Source organism: Pseudomonas sp. JC1203 (assembly GCF_056175065.1).
Window position 1 is genome coordinate 175,039 of record NZ_JBWCAM010000004.1, and the last position, 19,592, is coordinate 194,630.

Below are 19,592 nucleotides of genomic sequence, written 5' to 3' on the forward strand. Positions count from 1 at the left end.
TTGATTGTCGCTGTGGGAGCTGGCTTGCCAGCGAGTTGTTGGGCTTCAAAAGCTCGCTGGCAAGCCAGCTCCCACATTTCCAGGAGTTCGACATGTTCACGCGTCTATTGCTTATCGCTGCAGTGGCGTTTCCGTTGCTTGCCTATGCTGGCCCTGCCCCCTGGTACAAATGGCAGAGCATCACCCAGAACGGCGCCATGGTCTGCTCGCAAACCAACCCCGGCGCTGGCTGGCAACGCATGTCCGGCCCCTATGACAATGCCGGTTGCCGCTGATACCCGCCCATGACCTATAGCGTTTCGCCCATCGGCTTCGTCCGTTCGTGCTTCAAGGAAAAATTCGCCATCCCCCGCCAGCCGCAATTGGCACCCGCCGCCCGGGGGGTGCTGGAGCTGGTCGCGCCGTTTGACCAGGGCGAGGCAGTGCAGGGCCTGGAACAGGTGAGCCATGTGTGGCTGCTGTTCCTGTTCCACCAGGCGCTGGAAGACAAACCACGCTTGAAAGTGCGCCCGCCGCGGCTGGGCGGCAACAAGTCCATGGGCGTATTCGCCACCCGTGCCACCCACCGTCCCAACGGCATCGGCCAATCGGTGGTGCGGCTGGACAAGGTGGAGGCCGGCAAGCTGTGGCTGTCGGGCATCGACCTGCTGGACGGCACCCCGGTGCTGGACATCAAGCCCTACGTGCCCTATGCCGACAGCCTGCCCCACGCCCGCAACGACATGGCTGGCGAAGCGCCAGCGGCCATTGCCGTGACCTGGGCTGATGGTGCCCTGCTGCAGGCACACAACCACGCCACGCGCCTTGCAGAGCCCCTGGTGGCGCTGATTGAGCAGTGCCTGGCCCAGGACCCGCGCCCGGCGTACCAGGTGCCGGCGCCGGAACGCGAGTATGGGGTGCGGTTCTGGGACGTGGAAGTGCGCTGGCATTACCCGACGCTGGATACCATTCGGGTATTGGAAGTAGTTCCCGGCGAATGACGCAGGCATAAAAAAACCGCCCCTCGGGGCGGTTTTTCATTGAGCGAAGGCTTACTTCTCGACGAAGGCGCGCTCGATCAGGTAGTCACCCGGCTCGCGCATGCGCGGCGACACGGTCAGGCCGAAGCTGTTGAGCACTTCACTGGTCTCGTCAAGCATGCTTGGGCTACCGCACAGCATGGCACGGTCGTCCTGCGGGTTGATCGGCGGCAGGCCGATGTCGCTGAACAGTTTGCCGCTGCGCATCAGGTCGGTCAGGCGACCTTCGTTCTCGAACGGCTCGCGGGTCACGGTTGGGTAGTAGATCAGCTTGTCGCGCAGGGCTTCACCGAAGAACTCGTTCTGCGGCAGGTGCTCGGTGATGAATTCGCGGTAGGCGACTTCGTTCACGTAGCGCACGCCGTGGCACAGGATGACCTTTTCGAAACGCTCGTAGGTTTCCGGGTCCTGGATGACGCTCATGAACGGCGCCAGGCCAGTGCCGGTGCTCAGCAGGTACAGGTGCTTGCCAGGCTTGAGGTCGTCCAGCACCAGCGTGCCCGTAGGCTTCTTGCTGATGATGATCTCGTCGCCTTCCTTCAGGTGCTGCAGCTGGGACGTCAGCGGGCCGTCAGGCACCTTGATGCTGAAGAATTCCAGATGCTCTTCCCAGTTCGGGCTGGCGATGGAGTACGCGCGCATCAGCGGGCGGCCGTTGGGCTGCTGCAGGCCGATCATCACGAACTGACCGTTCTCGAAGCGCAGGCCCGGGTCGCGGGTGCACTTGAAGCTGAACAGGGTGTCATTCCAGTGATGGACACTGAGTACACGTTCGTGGTTCATGTTGCTCATGTACGGGGGCTCCTCAGAAAACGCGTGCGCCGAACGAGAGCGCGATTGCGCGATATTCTAACGGCAGCGACAATATCTGTTAATTGAATTATCAAGATATGGGTTATCGGTTATATAGATATGCGATTTACTCTACGCCAGCTCCAGGTTTTCGTCGCTGTGGCCCAGCAGGAAAGTGTTTCCCGCGCCGCCAGCCTGCTGGCGTTGTCGCAATCGGCCGCCAGCACCTCCATCACTGAACTCGAGCGCCAGTCCAGCTGCCAGCTGTTCGACCGCGCCGGCAAGCGCTTGAGCCTCAACGCGCTGGGCCATCAGCTGTTGCCCCAGGCCGTGGCCCTGCTCGACCAGGCCAAGGAAATCGAAGACCTGCTCAACGGCAAGTCCGGTTTCGGCTCACTGGCCGTGGGTGCCACCCTGACCATCGGCAACTACCTGGCCACGCTGCTGATCGGCAGCTTCATGCAGGTGCACCCTGAAAGCCAGGTGAAGCTGCACGTGCAGAACACCGCCAACATTGTGCATCAGGTCGCGCATTACGAAATTGACCTGGGCCTGATTGAAGGCGACTGCAACCACCCCGACATCGAAGTGCAGCCGTGGGTGGCCGACGAACTGGTGGTGTTTTGCGCGCCCCGTCATCCATTGGCGGCACGTGGCACCGCAACCCTGGACGAGCTGACTCGCGAGGCCTGGATTCTGCGTGAGCAAGGTTCGGGCACGCGCCTGACCTTTGACCAGGCCATGCGCCACCACCGCTCCATGCTCAACGTGCGCCTGGAGCTGGAACACACCGAGGCCATCAAGCGCGCGGTGGAATCGGGGCTGGGCATTGGCTGCATCTCGCGCCTGGCCCTGCGCGATGCCTTCCGCCGCGGTAGCCTGGTGGCCCTGGAAACCCCGGACCTGGACCTGACCCGCGAGTTTTTCTTTATCTGGCACAAGCAGAAGTATCAGACCCAGGCGATGCGCGAATTCCTGGAGCTGTGCCGCACCTTTACCGCCGGGGTGCGGCGCAGCGACGAGATCGTGCTACCGACCATCGCCTGATCACAGCAGGATCACGCCCCACACCAGCGCAATCATGCACAGCACCACGAATTGCGCGGCGCTGCCCATGTCCTTGGCGTTCTTGGACAGCGGGTGGCGGTCCAGGGAGATGCGGTCGATGGCCGCCTCCACCGCCGAGTTGAACAATTCGACGATCAGCGCCAGCAGGCACACGGCAATCAGCACCGCGCGTTCCACCCGGCTGACGTGCAGCAGGAACGCCAGCGGAACCAGTACCACGTTGAGCAGCACCAGCTGGCGGAACGCCGCCTCGCCGACGAACGCAGCGCGCAGGCCATCCAGGGAGTAGCCCGTGGCATTGAAGATACGTTTCAGGCCGGTCTGGCCTTTATATGGAGACATTGAAGGTCAACTGTTACAAAGAAAAAGGGAAGCTAATGCAGCATTTGTCAAAAAAGTGTGAAGGCAAAGTGCCTTAAGACGACGAAATTGACTCAAGTTGTTGCAGCAGCAGCGCGGCCTGGGTGCGGGTGCGCACCCCCAGTTTACGGAAGATCGCGGTGACGTGGGCCTTGATGGTGGCTTCCGACACGCTCAACTCATAGGCGATCTGCTTGTTCAGCAGCCCTTCGCACACCATGGTCAGCACGCGGAATTGTTGCGGGGTAAGGCTGGCAAGGCCTTCGCTGGCAGCCTTGGCTTCAGCCGAAACGCTGACGGCTTCGAACGCCTGCGGCGGCCACCAGACGTCACCGTCCAGCACATTGCGCACCGCTTCCTGGATCACTTCCAGAGGGCTGGATTTGGGGATGAAGCCGCTGGCGCCGAATTCCCGCGCGCGCACCACCACCGGCGCTTCTTCCTGCGCAGACACCATTACCACCGGCACCTGCGGGTATTGCCCACGCAGCAGCACCAGGCCCGAGAAGCCATAGGCCCCCGGCATGTTCAGGTCCAGCAGCACCAGGTCCCAGTCGGCCTTGGCAGTCAACTGCACTTCCAGTTCGGCAATGCTCGCCACTTCCACCAGGCGGGTATCAGGCCCCAGGCCCAGGGTCACGGCCTGGCGCAAGGCGCCGCGGAACAAGGGGTGGTCATCGGCTATCAGGATGTCGTATGTGGCCATCGATCTAATGATCCTGTTCTGTGCAGGCACGCAAGGAGTCGGCGCCTGCCAAAGCGACTCAAGCTTTATTTTAACGCCAACTCACGGTCAGGGTTGGCGATTGCGGCAGTTCAGGTGCTTGGGTCGGCGCCAAGGATGCCGACGCCTGACAGGGTGGTCAAGTTCGGTGGTTTGCGGCTAAAGTCGCAGCCCGTTTTTTGCCACCTTCACAACAAGAGATTACCCATGCGTCGCCAAGCCTTGCGTGCTGACCTGCTGATGTTATTGACCGCCATGATCTGGGGCAGCGGCTTCGTTGCCCAGACCGCCGGCATGCAGCACATCGGGCCCTTCCTTTATTCCGGGCTGCGGTTCGCCCTGGGCTCGCTGTGCCTGCTGCCACTGGTGCTAAGCCGCGGCAACCCCAACCAGCCGCCGCGCGAACCGTTCATGACCCGCGGCCTGTGGGTGGGCGGCGCGCTGATGGGCCTGGCCTTGGCGCTGGGCATCAATTTGCAGCAGGTAGGCCTGCTGTTTACCAGCGTTACCAATTCGGGCTTCATTACCGGCCTGTACGTGATTGTAGTGCCGGTGCTGGGCATGCTGATGGGCCACAAGACCGGCACGGGCACCTGGCTGGGCGCGGGGCTGGCGGTGCTGGGCATGTTCCTGCTGAGTGTTGGCGACAACTTCCAGGTGTCATCCGGCGACTGGCTGCAACTGGCGGGCGCCTTCGTCTGGGGTGGGCATGTGGTGCTGGTTGGCGTGTTCGCCAGCCGTCATGACCCCATTCGCCTGGCTTTCCTGCAGTTCGCCACCTGTTCGGTGGTGAGCCTGGTGCTGGCGCTGGTGATGGAGCCAATCGCCCTGGACGCCATCGTGGCGGCCGGCCCTGCGCTGCTGTACGGCGGCATCGTCGCCGTGGGCATCGGCTACACCCTGCAGGTGGTGGCGCAAAAAGACGCCATTGCTTCCCACGCGGCAATCATCCTGTCGCTGGAAGCGGTGTTCGCTGCCATCGCCGGTGCGTGGCTGTTGGGTGAGTCGCTGCAGTTGCGCGGTTACCTGGGCTGCGGGCTGATGCTGGCGGGGATGCTGATTGCGCAGCTGTGGCCGCAGCGCGCGCCCGCGCCGGCAACCGCTTAAGACACCAGGGCCTGCAGGCGAACATGGACCTCGTCCTGTTCGTCCAGCGGCAACTGGAACTTGGCCGCCAGGTAATGGCCAGTGAATACGTCCAGCCAGGCGTCCAGCACGCTGGCCGCCTGCTGGTCGCCGGCCAGCTCCAGGCACAGCGCCGCCACCTCTGCGGTGCAGAAATGATCGTCGCGCTTGGAGCGCCGCAGCTTGTAGCGTGACAGCTGGTCGCTGGCCAGGCTCAACACCGGGAAGCGCTCAAGGTACGGGCTCTTGCGGAACATCTTGCGCGCCTCGGTCCAGGTCGCGTCCAGCAGGATAAACAGCGGGCGCTTGCCTGGGGTGGCAACCACCTCGGTCACCACCCGCTCGGGCGCCACGAACTCCCCCGGAAATACGATGTAGGGCTGCCATTGCGGGTCATCCAGCAGGGCCAACAGCTGCTCGTCCACCTCGGTGCGCGACCAGGTGAAAGCGTGGGTGTCGGGCAGTATGTCGGCGATAAGCCAGCCGGTGTTCGACGGTTTCAGCGGTTCGACATCGTGCATCAACAGGCAGACCGCACCATGGGCCTCGACCGTCGGGCGGAATTTGCACAGGCAATAATCGAAGATCACCCGGCAACCGGGGCAACGCGGCGCGCGCGAACCACGGGCGGTGAACGGCTGGAGGCAACGGGCCAGGCGTTCGGAACGCAGGCGGGAAACGGCGTGGGGCATGGGCTTGCTGGACTCGCGGGCAACGACCGGCAAGGGCCGCCAGCCTGAACGGACGTGAGTTTATCAGAGCTTTGGCTGCCGGACCGTCGGGTTTGCCCCTATAATCGCCGGCTTTATGAACGCACAGTCCGGTTGCTGGTCCAACGGCCAGTCACCGAATCAGGAGAGTTTCATGCTGCGCTTTATCGCCCCCCTTACCCTCTTGCTGGCCCTGCCCCTGGCGTCCCAGGCAGCATCGTTGCAGGAGTTCGAGCTGGGCAAGCTGCTTCAGCAGGTCGCCGAACAAAGCAACGCCGGCACCCCGCGCGAAATCAACGAGAACATCCTGGACCAGGGTTACACCGTTGAAGGCAGCGAGCTGGTCGACCACCTGAGCGTGCAACAAGGCGAGGCGGCGAACATGCGTGCCAACCCTGAAGCGGTGCGCGTGCAGCTGGGCCGCAGCGTATGCAGCAACAAGGGTTTCCGCGACCTGATGAACAAAGGCGCCGCCCTGCGTTACGAGTTCACCGAGAACCACACCAACCTCGCCGTCACCACCCAGCGCTACACCGCCCAGCACTGCGCACTGCTGGACAGCAAGGGCGGCAAGAAGAAGTAATCAGCCGATGCGTTCGCGGCGTTGCGCGTCATCGGCGCGCAGCTCCGCCACCAATGCCTGCATGTAGCGCGAGCGCCGCTGGGCGCCATCCAGCCGCCGCAGGCATTCCTCCTCCAGCGTGACGTTATTGGCCTGAGCCGCCCGGCTCAACAGCCCCAGCAGTTCGTTGTCCACTTCCAGGCTGATCCGCTGCATCCTGCCTCCGTGTTCTTCCTTGCGCGACATTATTTCGCCATCTCTGTTTAACCAGTAAATCAGAGCTTTTGAAATCATTGGATCCGTCCAGACGAGCGGTTGCCTGTCATCAACCGCGGGCGCATTTGCCTGGCAGGAGCTAGATTTACAGCAAAGCCCTGAAGGGTTTACTGCAATGTCCAGGGCATAACCTGGACGGCCAGCGACACAAGCCGTGTCGCGGCCCCGCCGAACTGCTCGGCGCGGGCCGAAGGTTCATATGCAGAAGGAGATGTTTGAATGCCTTACGAACCGAATGATTTCCTGTCCAGCCACTTCAACAGCAACGGCCTGGACCTCACCCGCCAGGTCGAAGCCCAACTGAACCTGATCGCCCCCAACAGCCCCAACCAGACCCTCTACCGCGACATGATGCTGACCGTACTGCGCATGGCGCAGGACGACCGCAACCGCTGGAACGCCAAGATAACCCTGCAGGCCCTGCGCGAACTGGAGCATGCGTTCCGCGTGCTGGAACAGTTCAAGGGCCGGCGCAAGGTGACGGTGTTCGGCTCGGCGCGCACGCCCATGGAGCACCCGCTGTACGCCCTGGCCCGCGAACTGGGTGCGGCGCTGGCGAAAGATGACCTGATGGTGATAACCGGTGCCGGTGGCGGCATCATGGCCGCCGCCCATGAGGGCGCCGGACTGACCCACAGCCTGGGCTTCAACATTACCCTGCCGTTCGAACAGCACGCCAACGCCACCATGGAGGGCAGCGAGCAACTGCTGCCGTTCCACTTCTTCTTCATCCGCAAGCTGTTCTTCGTCAAGGAGGCCGACGCGCTGGTGCTATGCCCTGGCGGCTTCGGTACGCTGGACGAAGCCCTGGAAGTGCTGACGCTGATCCAGACCGGCAAGAGCCCGCTGGTACCGGTGGTGCTGATCGACGCGCCGGGCGGCAGTTTCTGGCAGGACTGCCTGGATTTCATTGCCAAACAGCTGCGCGACAACCATTACATTCTGCCCACCGACCTCAAATTGATGCGCCTGGTGTACAGCGCCGAGGAGGCAGTGGCCGAAATCAACCAGTTCTACGCCAACTTCCATTCAAGCCGCTGGCTGAAGAACCTGTTTGTGATCCGCCTGCAGCACGCCTTGAGCGAAGATGCACTGGCACAGTTGCGCCAGCGCTTCGCCGACCTGTGCCTGAGCGACACCTTCCACCAGCATGCCTATGACGGCGAGACGTTTGATGAACCACAGTTCAGCCACCTGACACGCTTGGCGTTCACCTTCAACGGGCGCGACAACGGCCGCCTGCGCGAATTGGTGGACTACCTCAACCTGGCCGAAAACTGGGCGGTGGCCACCACTGCCAGCTCGCCCGCAACCACCACTGCCCGGCCACGGGAAAACGCCAAGGTGACGTAATCAGTCGTCGAGCCCACGGCCGCTGAGCAGGCGGCCAATCAGGTCCATCGGGTAGCCCCGGTAGGCCAGGTAGCGCGTTTGCTGGGCACGGCTGCGCGGGTCAGTGGGCAGTTGCCCGGCGAACTTGCGCTGCCATACCTCGGTCAGCCGCGCCGCCCAGTCGAACTGGCTTTCGCGCAGCGCCTGCTCCACGTCGGCGCGGTGCAGGCCACGTTGGCCCAGCTCCTCGCGAATACGCACAGGCCCATAGCCCGAGCGGGCACGGTAGCTGATGAAGGCTTCGAGGTAACGGGACTCGGACAGCAGGCCCTCTTCCGTCAGACGGTCAAGTTCCTGGTCAATCAATTCGGAAGGGGCGCCGCGCTGACGCAGCTTGCGCGTCAGCTCGACACGACCGTGCTCGCGTCGCGCGAGCAGGTCCATTGCAGCCCGTCGCACCGCGACGGGGGTATCCAATATGACAGACATGACGTGATTAGAAATCGACGTCGGCGTCTACCATTTCGTCTTCGGCAGGGGCTTCTACCGCAGGTGCCTTTTTGGCATCCACACCGCCAGTCAGCAGCTTGTCGCGGATCTGCTTCTCGAGGGCGGCACCGATTTCCGGGTTGTCTGCCAGGAACTTGGCCGAGTTGGCCTTGCCCTGACCGATCTTGCTGCCCTGGTAGCTGTACCAGGCACCGGCTTTTTCCAGCAGGCCGTGTGCAACGCCCAGGTCGATGATCTCGCCGTTCAGGTAGATACCCTTGCCGTACAGGATCTGGAACTCGGCCTGACGGAACGGTGGGGCCACCTTGTTCTTGACGATCTTGACGCGGGTTTCGCTGCCCACCACTTCGTCGCCTTCCTTCACCGCGCCGGTACGGCGGATGTCCAGTCGCACGGAAGCGTAGAACTTCAGCGCGTTACCACCGGTGGTGGTTTCCGGGCTGCCGAACATCACGCCGATCTTCATGCGGATCTGGTTGATGAAGATGACCAGGCAGTTGGCGTTCTTGATGTTACCGGTGATCTTGCGCAGCGCCTGGGACATCAGGCGAGCCTGCAGGCCCACGTGCATGTCGCCCATCTCGCCTTCGATCTCGGCCTTGGGTACCAGGGCTGCCACGGAGTCGACGATGATTACGTCAACGGCGTTGGAGCGCACCAGCATGTCGGTGATTTCCAGGGCCTGCTCGCCGGTGTCCGGCTGCGAGACCAGCAGGTCGTCGACGTTCACGCCCAGCTTGCCGGCGTATTCAGGGTCCAGTGCGTGCTCGGCGTCGACGAAGGCGCAGGTGGCGCCCATTTTCTGTGCCTGGGCGATCACGGACAGGGTCAGGGTGGTTTTACCCGACGACTCCGGGCCGTAGATTTCGACGATACGGCCTTTCGGCAGGCCGCCGATGCCCAGGGCGATGTCCAGGCCCAGGGAGCCGGTAGAGATAGCCGGGATGGCCTGGCGGTCGTGGTCGCCCATACGCATTACGGCACCCTTGCCGAATTGACGTTCGATCTGACCCAGGGCCGCAGCCAAGGCTTTCTTCTTGTTGTCGTCCATTAAAGTCCTCTCTAAAAATCAATAAGGCCAGAAGGCCGGATAACTGTATAAGTAGCCAGTATTATTCCACAGGGCGCAGTGCACGCCTACCCCTGTATTGAGATTTCTCCTGCTACAAGACGTATCAGCCCCTCTAGCGCGGCCTTTACCGTTTGTCGGCGGACCTCGTCACGGTTGCCGGGGAACACCTGGCGCTCGGCAACCACCCTGCCCTGCACCGCCCAGGCCAGCCATACGGTGCCCACCGGCTTGCCCGGCGTGCCGCCGTCCGGCCCGGCAATACCGCTGACCGCCACGGCAAATTGCGCGCCGCTGCGCGCCTGGGCGCCCAGGGCCATGGCCTCGACCACCTCGCGGCTGACCGCGCCGACGCTGCTGAACAAGTGCGCGGGCACGCCCAGCTGCGCGGTTTTCTGCGCGTTGGAATAAGTGATGTAGCCAGCCTCGAACCAGGCCGAGCTGCCGGGGATGCGAGTGATGGCCTCGCCGATACCGCCGCCGGTGCAGGATTCGGCGGTGGTGACTTGTGCGCAGAGCATTCGCAACTGCTCACCTAGCATCAAGGAGAGGGACGATAGCGTATCCATGGCAGCAGAGTTCCATTGAGACAGAGGTAGCCTTTCAAGTTACCCCAAGGGTCGAACCGGTCTCAATGGTAAGCATCTTGGGAGCCGGTGCAGCACCCGTATCCATCTTGCGGTGGATCCGTGGGATCGGACACAGGCGGATGACCTTTTAAAGGATCACCGTTGATCATTTCAATGGATATCTCTATGTCACTATTATCGCCAGGCACTCCGCCCCCACCCCCGGTTGCGAACCCAGCACCAACACCCCAACTGGATTCCCCACCGCCACTAGGAGAGCCTGCGGGACGAAACAGCCGTAAACGGCCCAAGGAAACGCTGCCCGCAGTTGAATCCCAACGGATAGCAGCAACCATTCCCCCGTGATCTTCGGTAATCACTGGGCGCGGGACGACTTGCAAATCTGGCGAAACCCAATGGTCCGGGTATCCCCCTGCGGGTGCATTTTCGAAATACCCCCTCGACAAGGGCTGCACGAGGGTATCGTGGATAAGGCGGGCCGTATCAGAATTTATCAATCCCGCTGCGGAAGCAGCCACAGCGACCACCGTCAACCCCAAACTCACAGGACCAAAACCTGCAAGGAGTGTAAAGGCTGCAACCCCCCCTGCCACATTCCCCACCAGGCTGATCACATCACCCGCACTAAACTCGCCTGCATCTTTATACTCAGCAGTAATCTTTAAAAAGGTGATCGTTCCTGCCAGAGTATTGGTTGCAACATTCAAGAAAGGGACAAAACCGCCCATTACCCCGACGATGGAAAGCACATTTGCGATAGTGGCACCTGTTTGCGCCTGCTGATTGATCAGCGAAAAACCATTCTTATCTGAATTAAACTGCTCAACGACTGCAGTCGTTCCCGCCGCGCCACCGACGCCATCCCCTACATACCCAACGATTAGCTCTACCTTGTTACCCATGACACCCCGCCCATATAGTAAAATGCTTACCCACCCAGAACCCAATATTCGATCATCACCAATCAAGTCTTCGGCCGAACTGTGAACCAAAAAAACGCTGACAATCCAAAACACACCAATGAGAGAACAAGGAAAAACAAAGCGTACCCAAACACCGCCCTATTGGTAACGCGAGCTACATAATTCGATACACCTTCATCATACAAAACGCAGCCACTAGCGTCCTCCGCGCGCCAGACTTTGTAGCGATCACCGGAACCAACCTTCCCAACCAGCAATTTAACCTCAGAACCAACAGCAAGCACAGTCTCATTACATCTTGCACTGTCGACGTACAGGCGAGCATTTGCTCGGCGAACTTGCTCCGACTCTAAAAGCTGGATTGCGCAAAACAATATTGAACCGCCCCCACTAAAGCGCTCGCACCTAGCCTGAATAACACCGGTCGCGGAGTAATGCGGGGTACTTATCACCTTTCCCCGATCAATGAAGAAAAGCAGAAGAACTGACCAGACCAACGTAAATATGATAGAAGCCAACCCAAAGGCGCAAGCCCTTCCAGCTGGTGTCATCCGGCAAAAAACATCGATCACCGAAGTCGGAATGCTCATATACTCTCGACCTTGAGGCCTCACATCTTGCCTCCGCTGACTGAAACCTCTACAGAATGGTCTTGAAGGCTACAGTCACCCTCAATTGATCACACATAATCGAAGGAGCATGTGCCCCATGAGGCATATGACCATTAAATAAGACAACCCTTCCTGGCTTAGGCAGCACAGCTTTAACCACATCCGCCCTGGAATTATTGTAAAAGACCAGCTCACCGCCCCAACAACTCGCCCAATACCCATTGCAGAACATTATTACAGTTGTACCCACCTCTCCTGGCTTATTATCCCGATGAATCGGTGAGTCCTGCCCGAGCGTCTGCCCGTTGGCATAGACACCAAGCAAGGTGGCCTCAGGTAAAAACGTCCGCTTTACCCGCGCCCAAATTGGCGCCAAAAAGCCCCACTCAGTGCTATCCCGCAATTCTTCCTCGCAGGATTGCCCCTCGGGACGCCGGCTTCCCGCGATGAATATATGCCAACAAGGCCTGGAAAAAACCGCATCATTGCGAGGCCAACCAAAGCGCCAGACTGCAGACTTAAACTGCTCCACAATTTGGCGCTGCTCATTTACATCAATAGCCCCATCAATTATTTGAACATCCCGCTCGGAAAACTCCACAACGCCCCTACCTCATATATTCCTACCACACACCAAAACCATGCACACTCACTATCAAACTCATAAACCAATGGGCGCCGGTAGTCAGCGACTAATCTATGGAAACACTACCACCAGATCAACACCTCAAATGTAAACTCATATATCGAATTACCGCCCAAGCAATAGCACACGAATAGCAAGCCACTCATTTAGTCAGCAGTAATAACTTGCTAGCAACCAACCAGCATCTTTGCGCGCCAATTGCTAAATATATGCGGCGGTTCCAGATTCTAAGAGATAGCGCGTTCAAACCACCGCTTACAACCGCTTGCGCCGCGAACCCGCCCCCAACCCCAGGCGCTTCAGCAACCAGCGCTCATACACGCTGACCGCCGCATCAGCCCCGGCCATGGCCGTCATGCAGCCCAGCGCGGTGGCCGACCACAACGACAAGCCGGCGCCGTACAGCAGCATGGTGCCCGTGAGGCCGCAGACCATGCAGGCACCCGAACGCATCAATACCCGGCGCAGCAGGCGCCAGCCGTGGGTGCCTTCCTTGTCGGCGCGCCACAGCTCGCCGCTGACGCCGCCGAGCAGGGCCAACAGCAGCACCAGCCAGAGTGGCACCTGTTGCAGCAACGCTTGATCCATTTGCATATCCGCCCCTCCTGGTGAAGACCTTCAACAGAAGGTTATGCATTGATGCATATTTAATCAATGCATAAATGCATTTTACTGACGAAAGCGAAACCGCTCTGCGCCCCAAGGTCAGCGAGCGTACATGCCCCACCAGAACACATGGCCGAGGATGGTGATCTGCTCGTCCTGCATCTGCGCGAAGCTGTAGTCCTCGTCGGGATGCTCTTCACGGTTGAAACTGCGCAGGCGGATGCCGGTGGGCAGCCGGTACAGCTGCTTAACCCGCAGCTGGCCGTTGTGGTTGATGGCGTAGAGGTCACCATCGACGATATCGCCGATGCCGCGCTTGCCCGAGTTGACGCCCACGGTGGCGCCGTCGCGCAGCACCGGCAACATGCTGTTGCCGCGCACTGTCACACACTTGGCCTGGTCGAACTGCACGCCGTTATGGCGCAGGCTGCGCTTGCCGAAGCGCAGGCTGGCGCGCTCGCTTTCCTCGATGACGAAGCGCCCGGAGCCGGCGGCCAGCTCCACTTCGCGCAGGAAGGGAATGGACACCTCGTCGTCTTCCACCGGGGTGTCGTCGTCCCACAGGCTGATGTCGCGCAGCTCGGCGTGGCCGCCCGCCGCCGGCAAGCTGGCACGGCCGCGCAGCTGGTCGGTGCTGATGCGGAAATACTCTGCCAGCTTGGCGATGTGCTTGTCGGCGGGGTCGACGATCTTGCCGCCCAGAATGCGCGACAGGGTGGACTGGGGCACGCCCGTGCGGCGGTGCAGCTCCGTGGCGGAGAGACCTTCGCGTGCGAGCAGTTCCTTGAGGACGGTGGCTACGGTACGTGTGTGCATGAAATGCATAGTGCTACCCCCTTGTGCATTTTGCAATGCTGGCGGGCATTTCCTACATATAGAAGCTACGGACAGGCGGCAAGCCAGCAAAAATCCCTGTAGTATTCGCCGCTTGCCTTTTGACACACCCGCCACCGCGAGCCAAGTTTCTGCATGAGTGATCTTTCCAGCCACACCCCCATGATGCAGCAGTACTGGAAGCTGAAGAATCAGCACCCGGACCAGTTGATGTTCTACCGCATGGGCGACTTCTACGAGATCTTCTATGAAGACGCGAAGAAAGCGGCCAAGTTGCTGGATATCACCCTTACGGCGCGCGGCCAGTCGGCGGGGCAGTCGATCCCCATGTGCGGCATTCCCTACCATGCCGCCGAGGGTTACCTGGCCAAGCTGGTAAAGCTGGGCGAGTCGGTGGTCATCTGCGAGCAGGTGGGCGACCCGGCCACCAGCAAAGGCCCGGTGGAGCGCCAGGTGGTGCGCATCATCACCCCCGGCACCGTCAGCGACGAGGCCCTGCTGGACGAGCGCCGCGACAACCTGATCGCCGCCGTACTGGGCGACGAGCGGTTGTTCGGCCTGGCGGTGCTGGACATCACCAGCGGCAACTTCTCGGTGCTGGAAATCAAGGGCTGGGAAAGCCTGCTGGCCGAACTTGAGCGCATCAACCCGGTTGAGCTGCTGATCCCCGACGACTGGCCCCAGGGCCTGCCGGCAGAAAAACGCCGTGGCTCGCGCCGCCGCGCGCCGTGGGACTTCGAGCGCGACACCGCGCACAAGAGCCTGTGCCAGCAGTTCTCCACCCAGGACCTCAAGGGCTTTGGCTGCGAGAACCTGACCCTGGCCATCGGCGCTGCCGGCTGCCTGCTGGGCTACGCCAAGGAAACCCAGCGCACCGCCCTGCCCCACCTGCGCAGCCTGCGCCACGAACGCCTGGACGACACCGTGGTGCTGGACGGCGCCAGCCGTCGCAACCTGGAGCTGGACACCAACCTGGCCGGTGGCCGCGACAACACCCTGCAATCGGTGATCGACCGCTGCCAGACCGCCATGGGCAGCCGCCTGCTGACCCGCTGGCTGAACCGCCCGCTGCGCGACCTGAAAGTGCTGCAGGCGCGCCAGAGCTCGATTCGCAACCTGCTGGAAGGCTACCGCTTCGAAAGCCTGCAGCCACAGCTGAAGGAAATTGGCGATATCGAGCGGATTCTCGCGCGTATCGGCCTGCGCAACGCCCGCCCTCGCGACCTGGCCCGCCTGCGCGACGCCCTGGCGGCACTGCCTGACCTGCAAGTGGCAATGTCGGACCTTGAGGCGCCGCACCTGGCGCTGCTGGCGACCATCGCCGGCACCTACCCGGAATTGGCCGACCTGCTGAGCAAGGCCATCATCGACAACCCGCCGGCGGTAATCCGTGACGGCGGCGTGCTGAAGACCGGCTACGACAGCGAACTGGACGAACTGCTGGCCCTGAGCGAGAACGCCGGCCAGTTCCTGATCGACCTGGAAGCACGCGAAAAAGCCCGCACCGGCCTTGCCAATCTGAAGGTCGGCTACAACCGCGTGCACGGCTACTTCATCGAACTGCCGAGCAAGCAGGCCGAACAGGCGCCGGTGGACTATATCCGCCGCCAGACCCTGAAAGGCGCCGAGCGCTTCATCACGCCCGAGCTGAAAGCATTCGAGGACAAGGCCCTGTCCGCAAAAAGCCGCGCCCTGGCCCGCGAGAAGATGCTGTACGACGCGCTGCTGGAAAACCTGATTGGCCACCTGCCGCCGCTGCAGGACACCGCCGCGGCCCTGGCCGAGCTGGACGTGCTCAGCAACCTGGCCGAACGCGCGCTGAACCTGGACCTCAACTGCCCGGTATTCGTCGACGAGCCATGCCTGCGCATCAACCAGGGCCGCCACCCGGTGGTGGAGCAGGTGTTGACCACGCCGTTCGTGGCCAACGACCTGAGCCTGGACAACGACACACGCATGCTGGTGATCACCGGCCCGAACATGGGCGGTAAGTCCACCTACATGCGCCAGACCGCACTGATCGTGCTGATGGCCCATATCGGCAGCTTCGTGCCCGCCGCCGGCTGCGAGCTGTCGCTGGTGGACCGCATCTTCACCCGTATCGGCTCCAGCGACGACCTGGCCGGCGGCCGTTCGACCTTCATGGTGGAAATGAGCGAGACCGCCAACATCCTTCACAACGCCACGGACAAGAGCCTGGTGCTGATGGACGAAGTGGGCCGCGGCACCAGCACCTTCGACGGCCTGTCGCTGGCCTGGGCCGCCGCCGAGCGCCTGGCGCAGCTCAAGGCCTACACGCTGTTCGCCACTCACTATTTCGAATTGACGGTGCTGCCGGAAAACGAACCGCTGGTCGCCAACGTGCACCTGAGCGCCACCGAGCACAAAGAGCGTATCGTGTTCCTGCACCACGTGCTGCCCGGCCCTGCCAGCCAGAGCTACGGCCTGGCGGTGGCGCAACTGGCCGGCGTGCCGAACCCGGTGATCGCCCGCGCCAAGGAACACCTGGGCCGCCTGGAAACGGCAAGCCTGCCCCACGAACCTGTCGCCAGCGCCCCGGGCCAACCCCAGGTACCGCACCAGAGCGATCTGTTCGCCAGCCTGCCGCATCCGGCGCTGGAGCAACTCAGCAAGACCGACATTGATGGCCTGACGCCACGTCAAGCTATCGAATTGCTCTATACACTAAAGACTCGGATCTAACGCAGCAGCGCACAAGCTGATAGAATCCCGCGCGGTTTGGGAATGCCACGGGCTCCTAGCCTGGTCCGCCGGCTGACCAGCCCAAACCGAGCGGCCCTGGTTCAGGGGCTTCGCTGCCGCCTTGAGGAGATATTTTGAAATGACCTTCGTCGTCACCGACAACTGCATCAAGTGCAAATACACCGACTGCGTCGAAGTCTGTCCGGTGGACTGCTTCTACGAAGGCCCGAACTTCCTGGTAATTCACCCGGATGAGTGCATCGATTGTGCACTGTGCGAGCCTGAATGCCCTGCGGTAGCCATTTTCTCTGAAGACGAGATCCCGGCCGGGATGGAGAACTTCATCGAGTTGAATGCCGAGCTGGCAGAAGTCTGGCCGAACGTTACCGAGCGCAAGGACCCTCTGCCTGATGCAGCGGAGTGGGACGGCAAGACCGGCAAGATCGCGGAGCTGGAACGCTAAGGCGTCGAGACTGCAGAAAAAAGCCCCGAAAGGGGCTTTTTTTTGCGTGCTGCGCACGCCCGGCACCTGCCATCCAAGATGTAGCCTACGGCTGATCGAATGCATGATCTGGCTGTTGATCTTGATCTGGCTGTTGATCTGGCTTGTGATCTTGATTGTATGCCCCGTAAAGCGCCCGGGCCGACTGGAGGCGTCGATCAACGGGCTCAAGATCAACAGCGGTGCGCGGTGGCTGCAGCAACTACGTTAGCGTGCTGCCGCCGATCCGCTTTTCAAAAGGCAAAAAAAAGGGGCGGTATGAACCGCCCACCTTTTCTGTCCCTATTCCCTGTATCCCTGTCATCGTCCTGATGAACCACATCCTGCGGTGTCCTGGCCCCCATCCGTGAGAACCTGTGCCTGCTCCTTGGCACTGGTTCGATCATAGAGAATCCAGATGACGATTCAACTGCACAAGTCTTTCAGAAAAAGTCTTTTCAAAGCCGAAACAACCGAAAAAACATACTGAAAACAGTCACTTGTACACAGCCATGGAAGACGTTTGACAGCCATTTTCCACAATCACTTACAGAACGCGTAAGCGATGGCTGACCCGGACAGCAGAAACAAAAACGCCCCGAACCAGTCGGGGCGCCTGCGCTGCCAAACGATTACTGGAACAGTGATTCGCTGGACAGGCCGTTCTTCTCGAGGATCTCGCGCAGCCGTTTAAGGCCTTCGACCTGGATCTGGCGTACCCGCTCCCGGGTAAGGCCGATCTCCAGGCCTACGTCTTCAAGGGTACTGCTTTCATGACCACGCAAGCCGAAGCGTCGCACCACGACTTCGCGCTGCTTGTCGGTGAGTTCCGAAAGCCACTGGTCAATGCTCTGCGACAGGTCGTCGTCCTGCAGCAGCTCACAGGGGTCGGTCGGACGATCGTCCGTGAGGGTGTCGAGCAGGGTCTTGTCCGAATCAGGCCCCAGGGAGACGTCCACCGAGGACACCCGCTCGTTGAGCCCCAGCATGCGCTTGACCTCGCCCACCGGTTTCTCCAGCAGGCTGGCGATTTCCTCCGGTGAAGGTTCGTGGTCGAGCTTCTGGGTAAGTTCGCGCGCCGCCCGCAGGTAGACGTTGAGTTCCTTCACGACATGAATCGGCAGCCGGATGGTCCGGGTCTGGTTCATGATGGCGCGTTCGATGGTCTGGCGAATCCACCAGGTGGCATAGGTAGAGAAGCGGAAACCGCGCTCGGGGTCGAATTTCTCGACGGCCCGGATAAGCCCCAGGTTGCCTTCCTCGATGAGGTCGAGCAGGGACAGGCCACGGTTCACATAGCGGCGGGCGATTTTCACCACCAGGCGCAGGTTGCTTTCGATCATGCGCTTGCGGCCAGCCGGATCACCCTTTTGCGACAGGCGCGCAAAATGGACTTCTTCTTCCGGGGACAGCAGGGGGGAAAAGCCGATTTCATTCAAATACAGCTGTGTCGCATCCAGCGCACGGGTGTAATCGATGTACTTGTGTTGCTTGAGTGCTGTGGAGTTCTTGGCCTTGGCACGAACCGTGGGTACCACGGGTTCATCGTCCGCCTCAGCGTCCAGGACGATGCCGGCTTCCATAAGGAGCACCTCATCGTCGATGTCAAACTCCGGCGCTTCTTTGTTGAGAGCCATTTGTTATAGTCCCTTGTTGAGTTCGACCTCAAGCTCTAGCGTCGCGCTTGTCCTTGGCTACGCTAAAGCCTGTCCCCACTACATCGAAGGAACAGGCTTGGCAACGATCAACGTCGTGGCAAAAACTGCAAGGGATCTACTGGCTTGCCCTGCCGGCGAATTTCAAAGTGAAGCTTCACCCGGTCGGTACCTGTCGAACCCATCTCCGCAATTGTCTGCCCGGCCTTGACCTGCTGCCCCTCCCGAACCAATAGCCTGCGGTTGTGACCGTAGGCACTGACGTAGGTATCGCTGTGCTTGATGATTACCAACTCGCCGTAGCCCCGCAGCCCACTCCCGGCGTACACCACCGAACCATCAGACGCAGCAAAAACAGGCTGTCCCAATTCCCCGGCGATATCAACGCCTTTATTCAAACTACCGTTTGAAGCAAATTTTCCAATCAGGACACCATTCGCAGGCCAGGTCCAGCCGCCTGTGATCTTCTCTCCCGCAGGCACCGGCACAGGCTCGGGCGCCACCACGACAGGCGCTGGCGCGGCGGTCTTCTGCCCAGGCGCACCTGGCACCGGCGTGAAGATAATGGGCCGACGAGTGACCTTGAACGAGCCCGATGGCGACGCCGATGTATCAGTTTGCGTACTCGCGACAGGTGCAGAGGGAGCACTGCCATCACCGAAGCGAATGACCTGCCCCGGATGAATGGTATAGGGCTCGGGGATGTTGTTGCGGGCCGCCAGCGCCTTGTAGTCCCACGAGTAGCGGAAGGCGATGGAGAACAGCGTGTCGCCGCGCTTGACCCGGTACTGGCCGGTGGTGACCGGCTGGCGCTCTGGCGCGGCGGGTGCCGAGGCGCCGCCACTGCTGCGGTCGACCACGCGTACGCCGCCCGAGGGGTGGCTTGCGCAGCCGGCCAGTGTCGTTGCAAGGGCGAGGCCAATCACCAGAAGCTTGTAGCTCGATAGTCCTGCATGCTGCCGAATGACTGTGGGACTCACCCGCCGCTCCCTTGAA

General features: G+C 61.1%; 22 protein-coding genes. 8 read left to right on the forward strand and 14 right to left on the reverse strand.

Annotation, left to right across the window (positions count from 1 at the left end):
- Positions 1-92: 92 nt before the first annotated feature.
- A complete protein-coding gene (locus AC0SZ7_RS08245) occupies positions 93-275 on the forward strand; it encodes a hypothetical protein (RefSeq protein WP_475503932.1) in 183 nt (60 codons plus the stop codon).
- A gap of 9 nt (positions 276-284) precedes the next feature.
- Positions 285-980 (forward strand): tRNA (N6-threonylcarbamoyladenosine(37)-N6)-methyltransferase TrmO, encoded by a 696-nt coding sequence (gene tsaA, locus AC0SZ7_RS08250; RefSeq protein WP_475503933.1) that lies wholly within the window; start codon positions 285-287, stop codon positions 978-980.
- Between the two features lie 51 nt (positions 981-1,031).
- Here tsaA and fpr read toward each other — a convergent pair whose 3' ends face one another.
- The gene (gene fpr, locus AC0SZ7_RS08255) at positions 1,032-1,811 is read right to left on the reverse strand and encodes a ferredoxin-NADP reductase (protein ID WP_002554680.1); all 780 of its coding nucleotides are present in this window, start codon (positions 1,809-1,811) and stop codon (positions 1,032-1,034) included.
- A gap of 120 nt (positions 1,812-1,931) precedes the next feature.
- Here fpr and AC0SZ7_RS08260 point away from each other — a divergent pair, with 120 nt between their 5' ends.
- Positions 1,932-2,858, forward strand: coding sequence for a LysR family transcriptional regulator (locus AC0SZ7_RS08260; protein ID WP_475503934.1), 927 nt, complete (start codon positions 1,932-1,934; stop codon positions 2,856-2,858).
- Here the strand turns inward: AC0SZ7_RS08260 and AC0SZ7_RS08265 are convergent, their stop codons facing one another.
- Both AC0SZ7_RS08265 and erdR read right to left on the reverse strand, forming a co-directional pair.
- The gene (locus tag AC0SZ7_RS08265) at positions 2,859-3,221 is read right to left on the reverse strand and encodes a diacylglycerol kinase (protein WP_475503935.1); all 363 of its coding nucleotides are present in this window, start codon (positions 3,219-3,221) and stop codon (positions 2,859-2,861) included.
- A gap of 73 nt (positions 3,222-3,294) precedes the next feature.
- A complete protein-coding gene (gene erdR / locus AC0SZ7_RS08270; protein WP_475503936.1) occupies positions 3,295-3,945 on the reverse strand; it encodes a response regulator transcription factor ErdR in 651 nt (216 codons plus the stop codon).
- 225 nt (positions 3,946-4,170) lie between these two features.
- Between erdR and AC0SZ7_RS08275 the strand changes: the two genes are divergently transcribed.
- Positions 4,171-5,070, forward strand: coding sequence for a DMT family transporter (locus AC0SZ7_RS08275; protein WP_475503937.1), 900 nt, complete (start codon positions 4,171-4,173; stop codon positions 5,068-5,070).
- Here the strand turns inward: AC0SZ7_RS08275 and AC0SZ7_RS08280 are convergent.
- Entirely contained in the window at positions 5,067-5,780 is a 714-nt protein-coding gene (locus tag AC0SZ7_RS08280; protein WP_475504103.1) for a tRNA-uridine aminocarboxypropyltransferase, read from the reverse strand. The two genes, AC0SZ7_RS08275 and AC0SZ7_RS08280, sit on opposite strands and share 4 nt — an antisense overlap.
- Before the next feature lie 172 nt (positions 5,781-5,952).
- Between AC0SZ7_RS08280 and AC0SZ7_RS08285 the strand changes: the two genes are divergently transcribed.
- On the forward strand, positions 5,953-6,381 hold the full coding sequence (locus AC0SZ7_RS08285; protein WP_475503938.1) for a PA3611 family quorum-sensing-regulated virulence factor: 429 nt from the start codon (positions 5,953-5,955) through the stop codon (positions 6,379-6,381).
- Here AC0SZ7_RS08285 and AC0SZ7_RS08290 read toward each other — a convergent pair whose 3' ends face one another.
- Positions 6,382-6,576, reverse strand: a complete 195-nt coding sequence (locus AC0SZ7_RS08290; RefSeq protein WP_475503939.1) for a hypothetical protein — start codon at positions 6,574-6,576, stop codon at positions 6,382-6,384. It lies immediately after the preceding gene.
- A 279-nt stretch (positions 6,577-6,855) separates the two neighbouring features.
- Here AC0SZ7_RS08290 and AC0SZ7_RS08295 point away from each other — a divergent pair, with 279 nt between their 5' ends.
- Positions 6,856-7,989: an LOG family protein gene (locus AC0SZ7_RS08295; RefSeq protein WP_475503940.1), complete on the forward strand. Its 1,134-nt coding sequence runs from the start codon at positions 6,856-6,858 to the stop codon at positions 7,987-7,989.
- Here AC0SZ7_RS08295 and recX read toward each other — a convergent pair whose 3' ends face one another.
- From recX to AC0SZ7_RS08330, 7 genes are all read right to left on the reverse strand, one after another.
- Positions 7,990-8,457: a recombination regulator RecX gene (gene recX / locus AC0SZ7_RS08300; RefSeq protein ID WP_475503941.1), complete on the reverse strand. Its 468-nt coding sequence runs from the start codon at positions 8,455-8,457 to the stop codon at positions 7,990-7,992. It abuts the gene before it with no gap.
- A 7-nt stretch (positions 8,458-8,464) separates the two neighbouring features.
- Entirely contained in the window at positions 8,465-9,529 is a 1,065-nt protein-coding gene (gene recA / locus AC0SZ7_RS08305; RefSeq protein ID WP_475503942.1) for a recombinase RecA, read from the reverse strand.
- Positions 9,530-9,615: 86 nt separating this feature from the next.
- A complete protein-coding gene (locus AC0SZ7_RS08310; protein WP_475503943.1) occupies positions 9,616-10,116 on the reverse strand; it encodes a CinA family protein in 501 nt (166 codons plus the stop codon).
- Positions 10,117-10,178: 62 nt separating this feature from the next.
- On the reverse strand, positions 10,179-11,039 hold the full coding sequence (locus AC0SZ7_RS08315; RefSeq protein WP_475503944.1) for a hypothetical protein: 861 nt from the start codon (positions 11,037-11,039) through the stop codon (positions 10,179-10,181).
- A 660-nt stretch (positions 11,040-11,699) separates the two neighbouring features.
- Positions 11,700-12,272 (reverse strand): 2OG-Fe(II) oxygenase, encoded by a 573-nt coding sequence (locus AC0SZ7_RS08320; protein ID WP_475503945.1) that lies wholly within the window; start codon positions 12,270-12,272, stop codon positions 11,700-11,702.
- A 300-nt stretch (positions 12,273-12,572) separates the two neighbouring features.
- Positions 12,573-12,911, reverse strand: a complete 339-nt coding sequence (locus AC0SZ7_RS08325) for a phage holin family protein (RefSeq protein ID WP_475503946.1) — start codon at positions 12,909-12,911, stop codon at positions 12,573-12,575.
- Positions 12,912-13,022: 111 nt separating this feature from the next.
- Positions 13,023-13,739, reverse strand: coding sequence for a LexA family transcriptional regulator (locus AC0SZ7_RS08330; protein WP_475503947.1), 717 nt, complete (start codon positions 13,737-13,739; stop codon positions 13,023-13,025).
- A 153-nt stretch (positions 13,740-13,892) separates the two neighbouring features.
- Between AC0SZ7_RS08330 and mutS the strand changes: the two genes are divergently transcribed.
- Positions 13,893-16,460 carry a DNA mismatch repair protein MutS gene (gene mutS / locus AC0SZ7_RS08335; protein ID WP_475503948.1) on the forward strand — a complete coding sequence of 856 codons (2,568 nt, stop codon included), beginning with the start codon at positions 13,893-13,895 and terminating at the stop codon, positions 16,458-16,460.
- A gap of 139 nt (positions 16,461-16,599) precedes the next feature.
- The gene (gene fdxA, locus AC0SZ7_RS08340; protein ID WP_475503949.1) at positions 16,600-16,923 is read left to right on the forward strand and encodes a ferredoxin FdxA; all 324 of its coding nucleotides are present in this window, start codon (positions 16,600-16,602) and stop codon (positions 16,921-16,923) included.
- A 650-nt stretch (positions 16,924-17,573) separates the two neighbouring features.
- On the opposite strand, the gene rpoS is transcribed toward fdxA, so the two are convergent.
- Both rpoS and AC0SZ7_RS08350 read right to left on the reverse strand, forming a co-directional pair.
- A complete protein-coding gene (gene rpoS / locus AC0SZ7_RS08345; protein ID WP_475503950.1) occupies positions 17,574-18,578 on the reverse strand; it encodes an RNA polymerase sigma factor RpoS in 1,005 nt (334 codons plus the stop codon).
- A 107-nt stretch (positions 18,579-18,685) separates the two neighbouring features.
- Complete coding sequence (locus tag AC0SZ7_RS08350; RefSeq protein WP_475503951.1) at positions 18,686-19,576, reverse strand: peptidoglycan DD-metalloendopeptidase family protein; 891 nt, start codon at positions 19,574-19,576, stop codon at positions 18,686-18,688.
- Between the last annotated feature and the right edge of the window lie 16 nt (positions 19,577-19,592).

Coding starts and splice junctions, on each gene's coding strand:
- AC0SZ7_RS08245 (WP_475503932.1), top strand. CDS start 93: ATGTTCACGCGTCTATTGCTTATCGCTGCAGTGGCGTTTCCGTTGCTT.
- tsaA (WP_475503933.1), top strand. CDS start 285: ATGACCTATAGCGTTTCGCCCATCGGCTTCGTCCGTTCGTGCTTCAAG.
- fpr (WP_002554680.1), bottom strand. CDS start 1,811: ATGAGCAACATGAACCACGAACGTGTACTCAGTGTCCATCACTGGAAT.
- AC0SZ7_RS08260 (WP_475503934.1), top strand. CDS start 1,932: ATGCGATTTACTCTACGCCAGCTCCAGGTTTTCGTCGCTGTGGCCCAG.
- AC0SZ7_RS08265 (WP_475503935.1), bottom strand. CDS start 3,221: ATGTCTCCATATAAAGGCCAGACCGGCCTGAAACGTATCTTCAATGCC.
- erdR (WP_475503936.1), bottom strand. CDS start 3,945: ATGGCCACATACGACATCCTGATAGCCGATGACCACCCCTTGTTCCGC.
- AC0SZ7_RS08275 (WP_475503937.1), top strand. CDS start 4,171: ATGCGTCGCCAAGCCTTGCGTGCTGACCTGCTGATGTTATTGACCGCC.
- AC0SZ7_RS08280 (WP_475504103.1), bottom strand. CDS start 5,780: ATGCCCCACGCCGTTTCCCGCCTGCGTTCCGAACGCCTGGCCCGTTGC.
- AC0SZ7_RS08285 (WP_475503938.1), top strand. CDS start 5,953: ATGCTGCGCTTTATCGCCCCCCTTACCCTCTTGCTGGCCCTGCCCCTG.
- AC0SZ7_RS08290 (WP_475503939.1), bottom strand. CDS start 6,576: ATGCAGCGGATCAGCCTGGAAGTGGACAACGAACTGCTGGGGCTGTTG.
- AC0SZ7_RS08295 (WP_475503940.1), top strand. CDS start 6,856: ATGCCTTACGAACCGAATGATTTCCTGTCCAGCCACTTCAACAGCAAC.
- recX (WP_475503941.1), bottom strand. CDS start 8,457: ATGTCTGTCATATTGGATACCCCCGTCGCGGTGCGACGGGCTGCAATG.
- recA (WP_475503942.1), bottom strand. CDS start 9,529: ATGGACGACAACAAGAAGAAAGCCTTGGCTGCGGCCCTGGGTCAGATC.
- AC0SZ7_RS08310 (WP_475503943.1), bottom strand. CDS start 10,116: ATGGATACGCTATCGTCCCTCTCCTTGATGCTAGGTGAGCAGTTGCGA.
- AC0SZ7_RS08315 (WP_475503944.1), bottom strand. CDS start 11,039: ATGGGTAACAAGGTAGAGCTAATCGTTGGGTATGTAGGGGATGGCGTC.
- AC0SZ7_RS08325 (WP_475503946.1), bottom strand. CDS start 12,911: ATGCAAATGGATCAAGCGTTGCTGCAACAGGTGCCACTCTGGCTGGTG.
- AC0SZ7_RS08330 (WP_475503947.1), bottom strand. CDS start 13,739: ATGCACACACGTACCGTAGCCACCGTCCTCAAGGAACTGCTCGCACGC.
- mutS (WP_475503948.1), top strand. CDS start 13,893: ATGAGTGATCTTTCCAGCCACACCCCCATGATGCAGCAGTACTGGAAG.
- fdxA (WP_475503949.1), top strand. CDS start 16,600: ATGACCTTCGTCGTCACCGACAACTGCATCAAGTGCAAATACACCGAC.
- rpoS (WP_475503950.1), bottom strand. CDS start 18,578: ATGGCTCTCAACAAAGAAGCGCCGGAGTTTGACATCGACGATGAGGTG.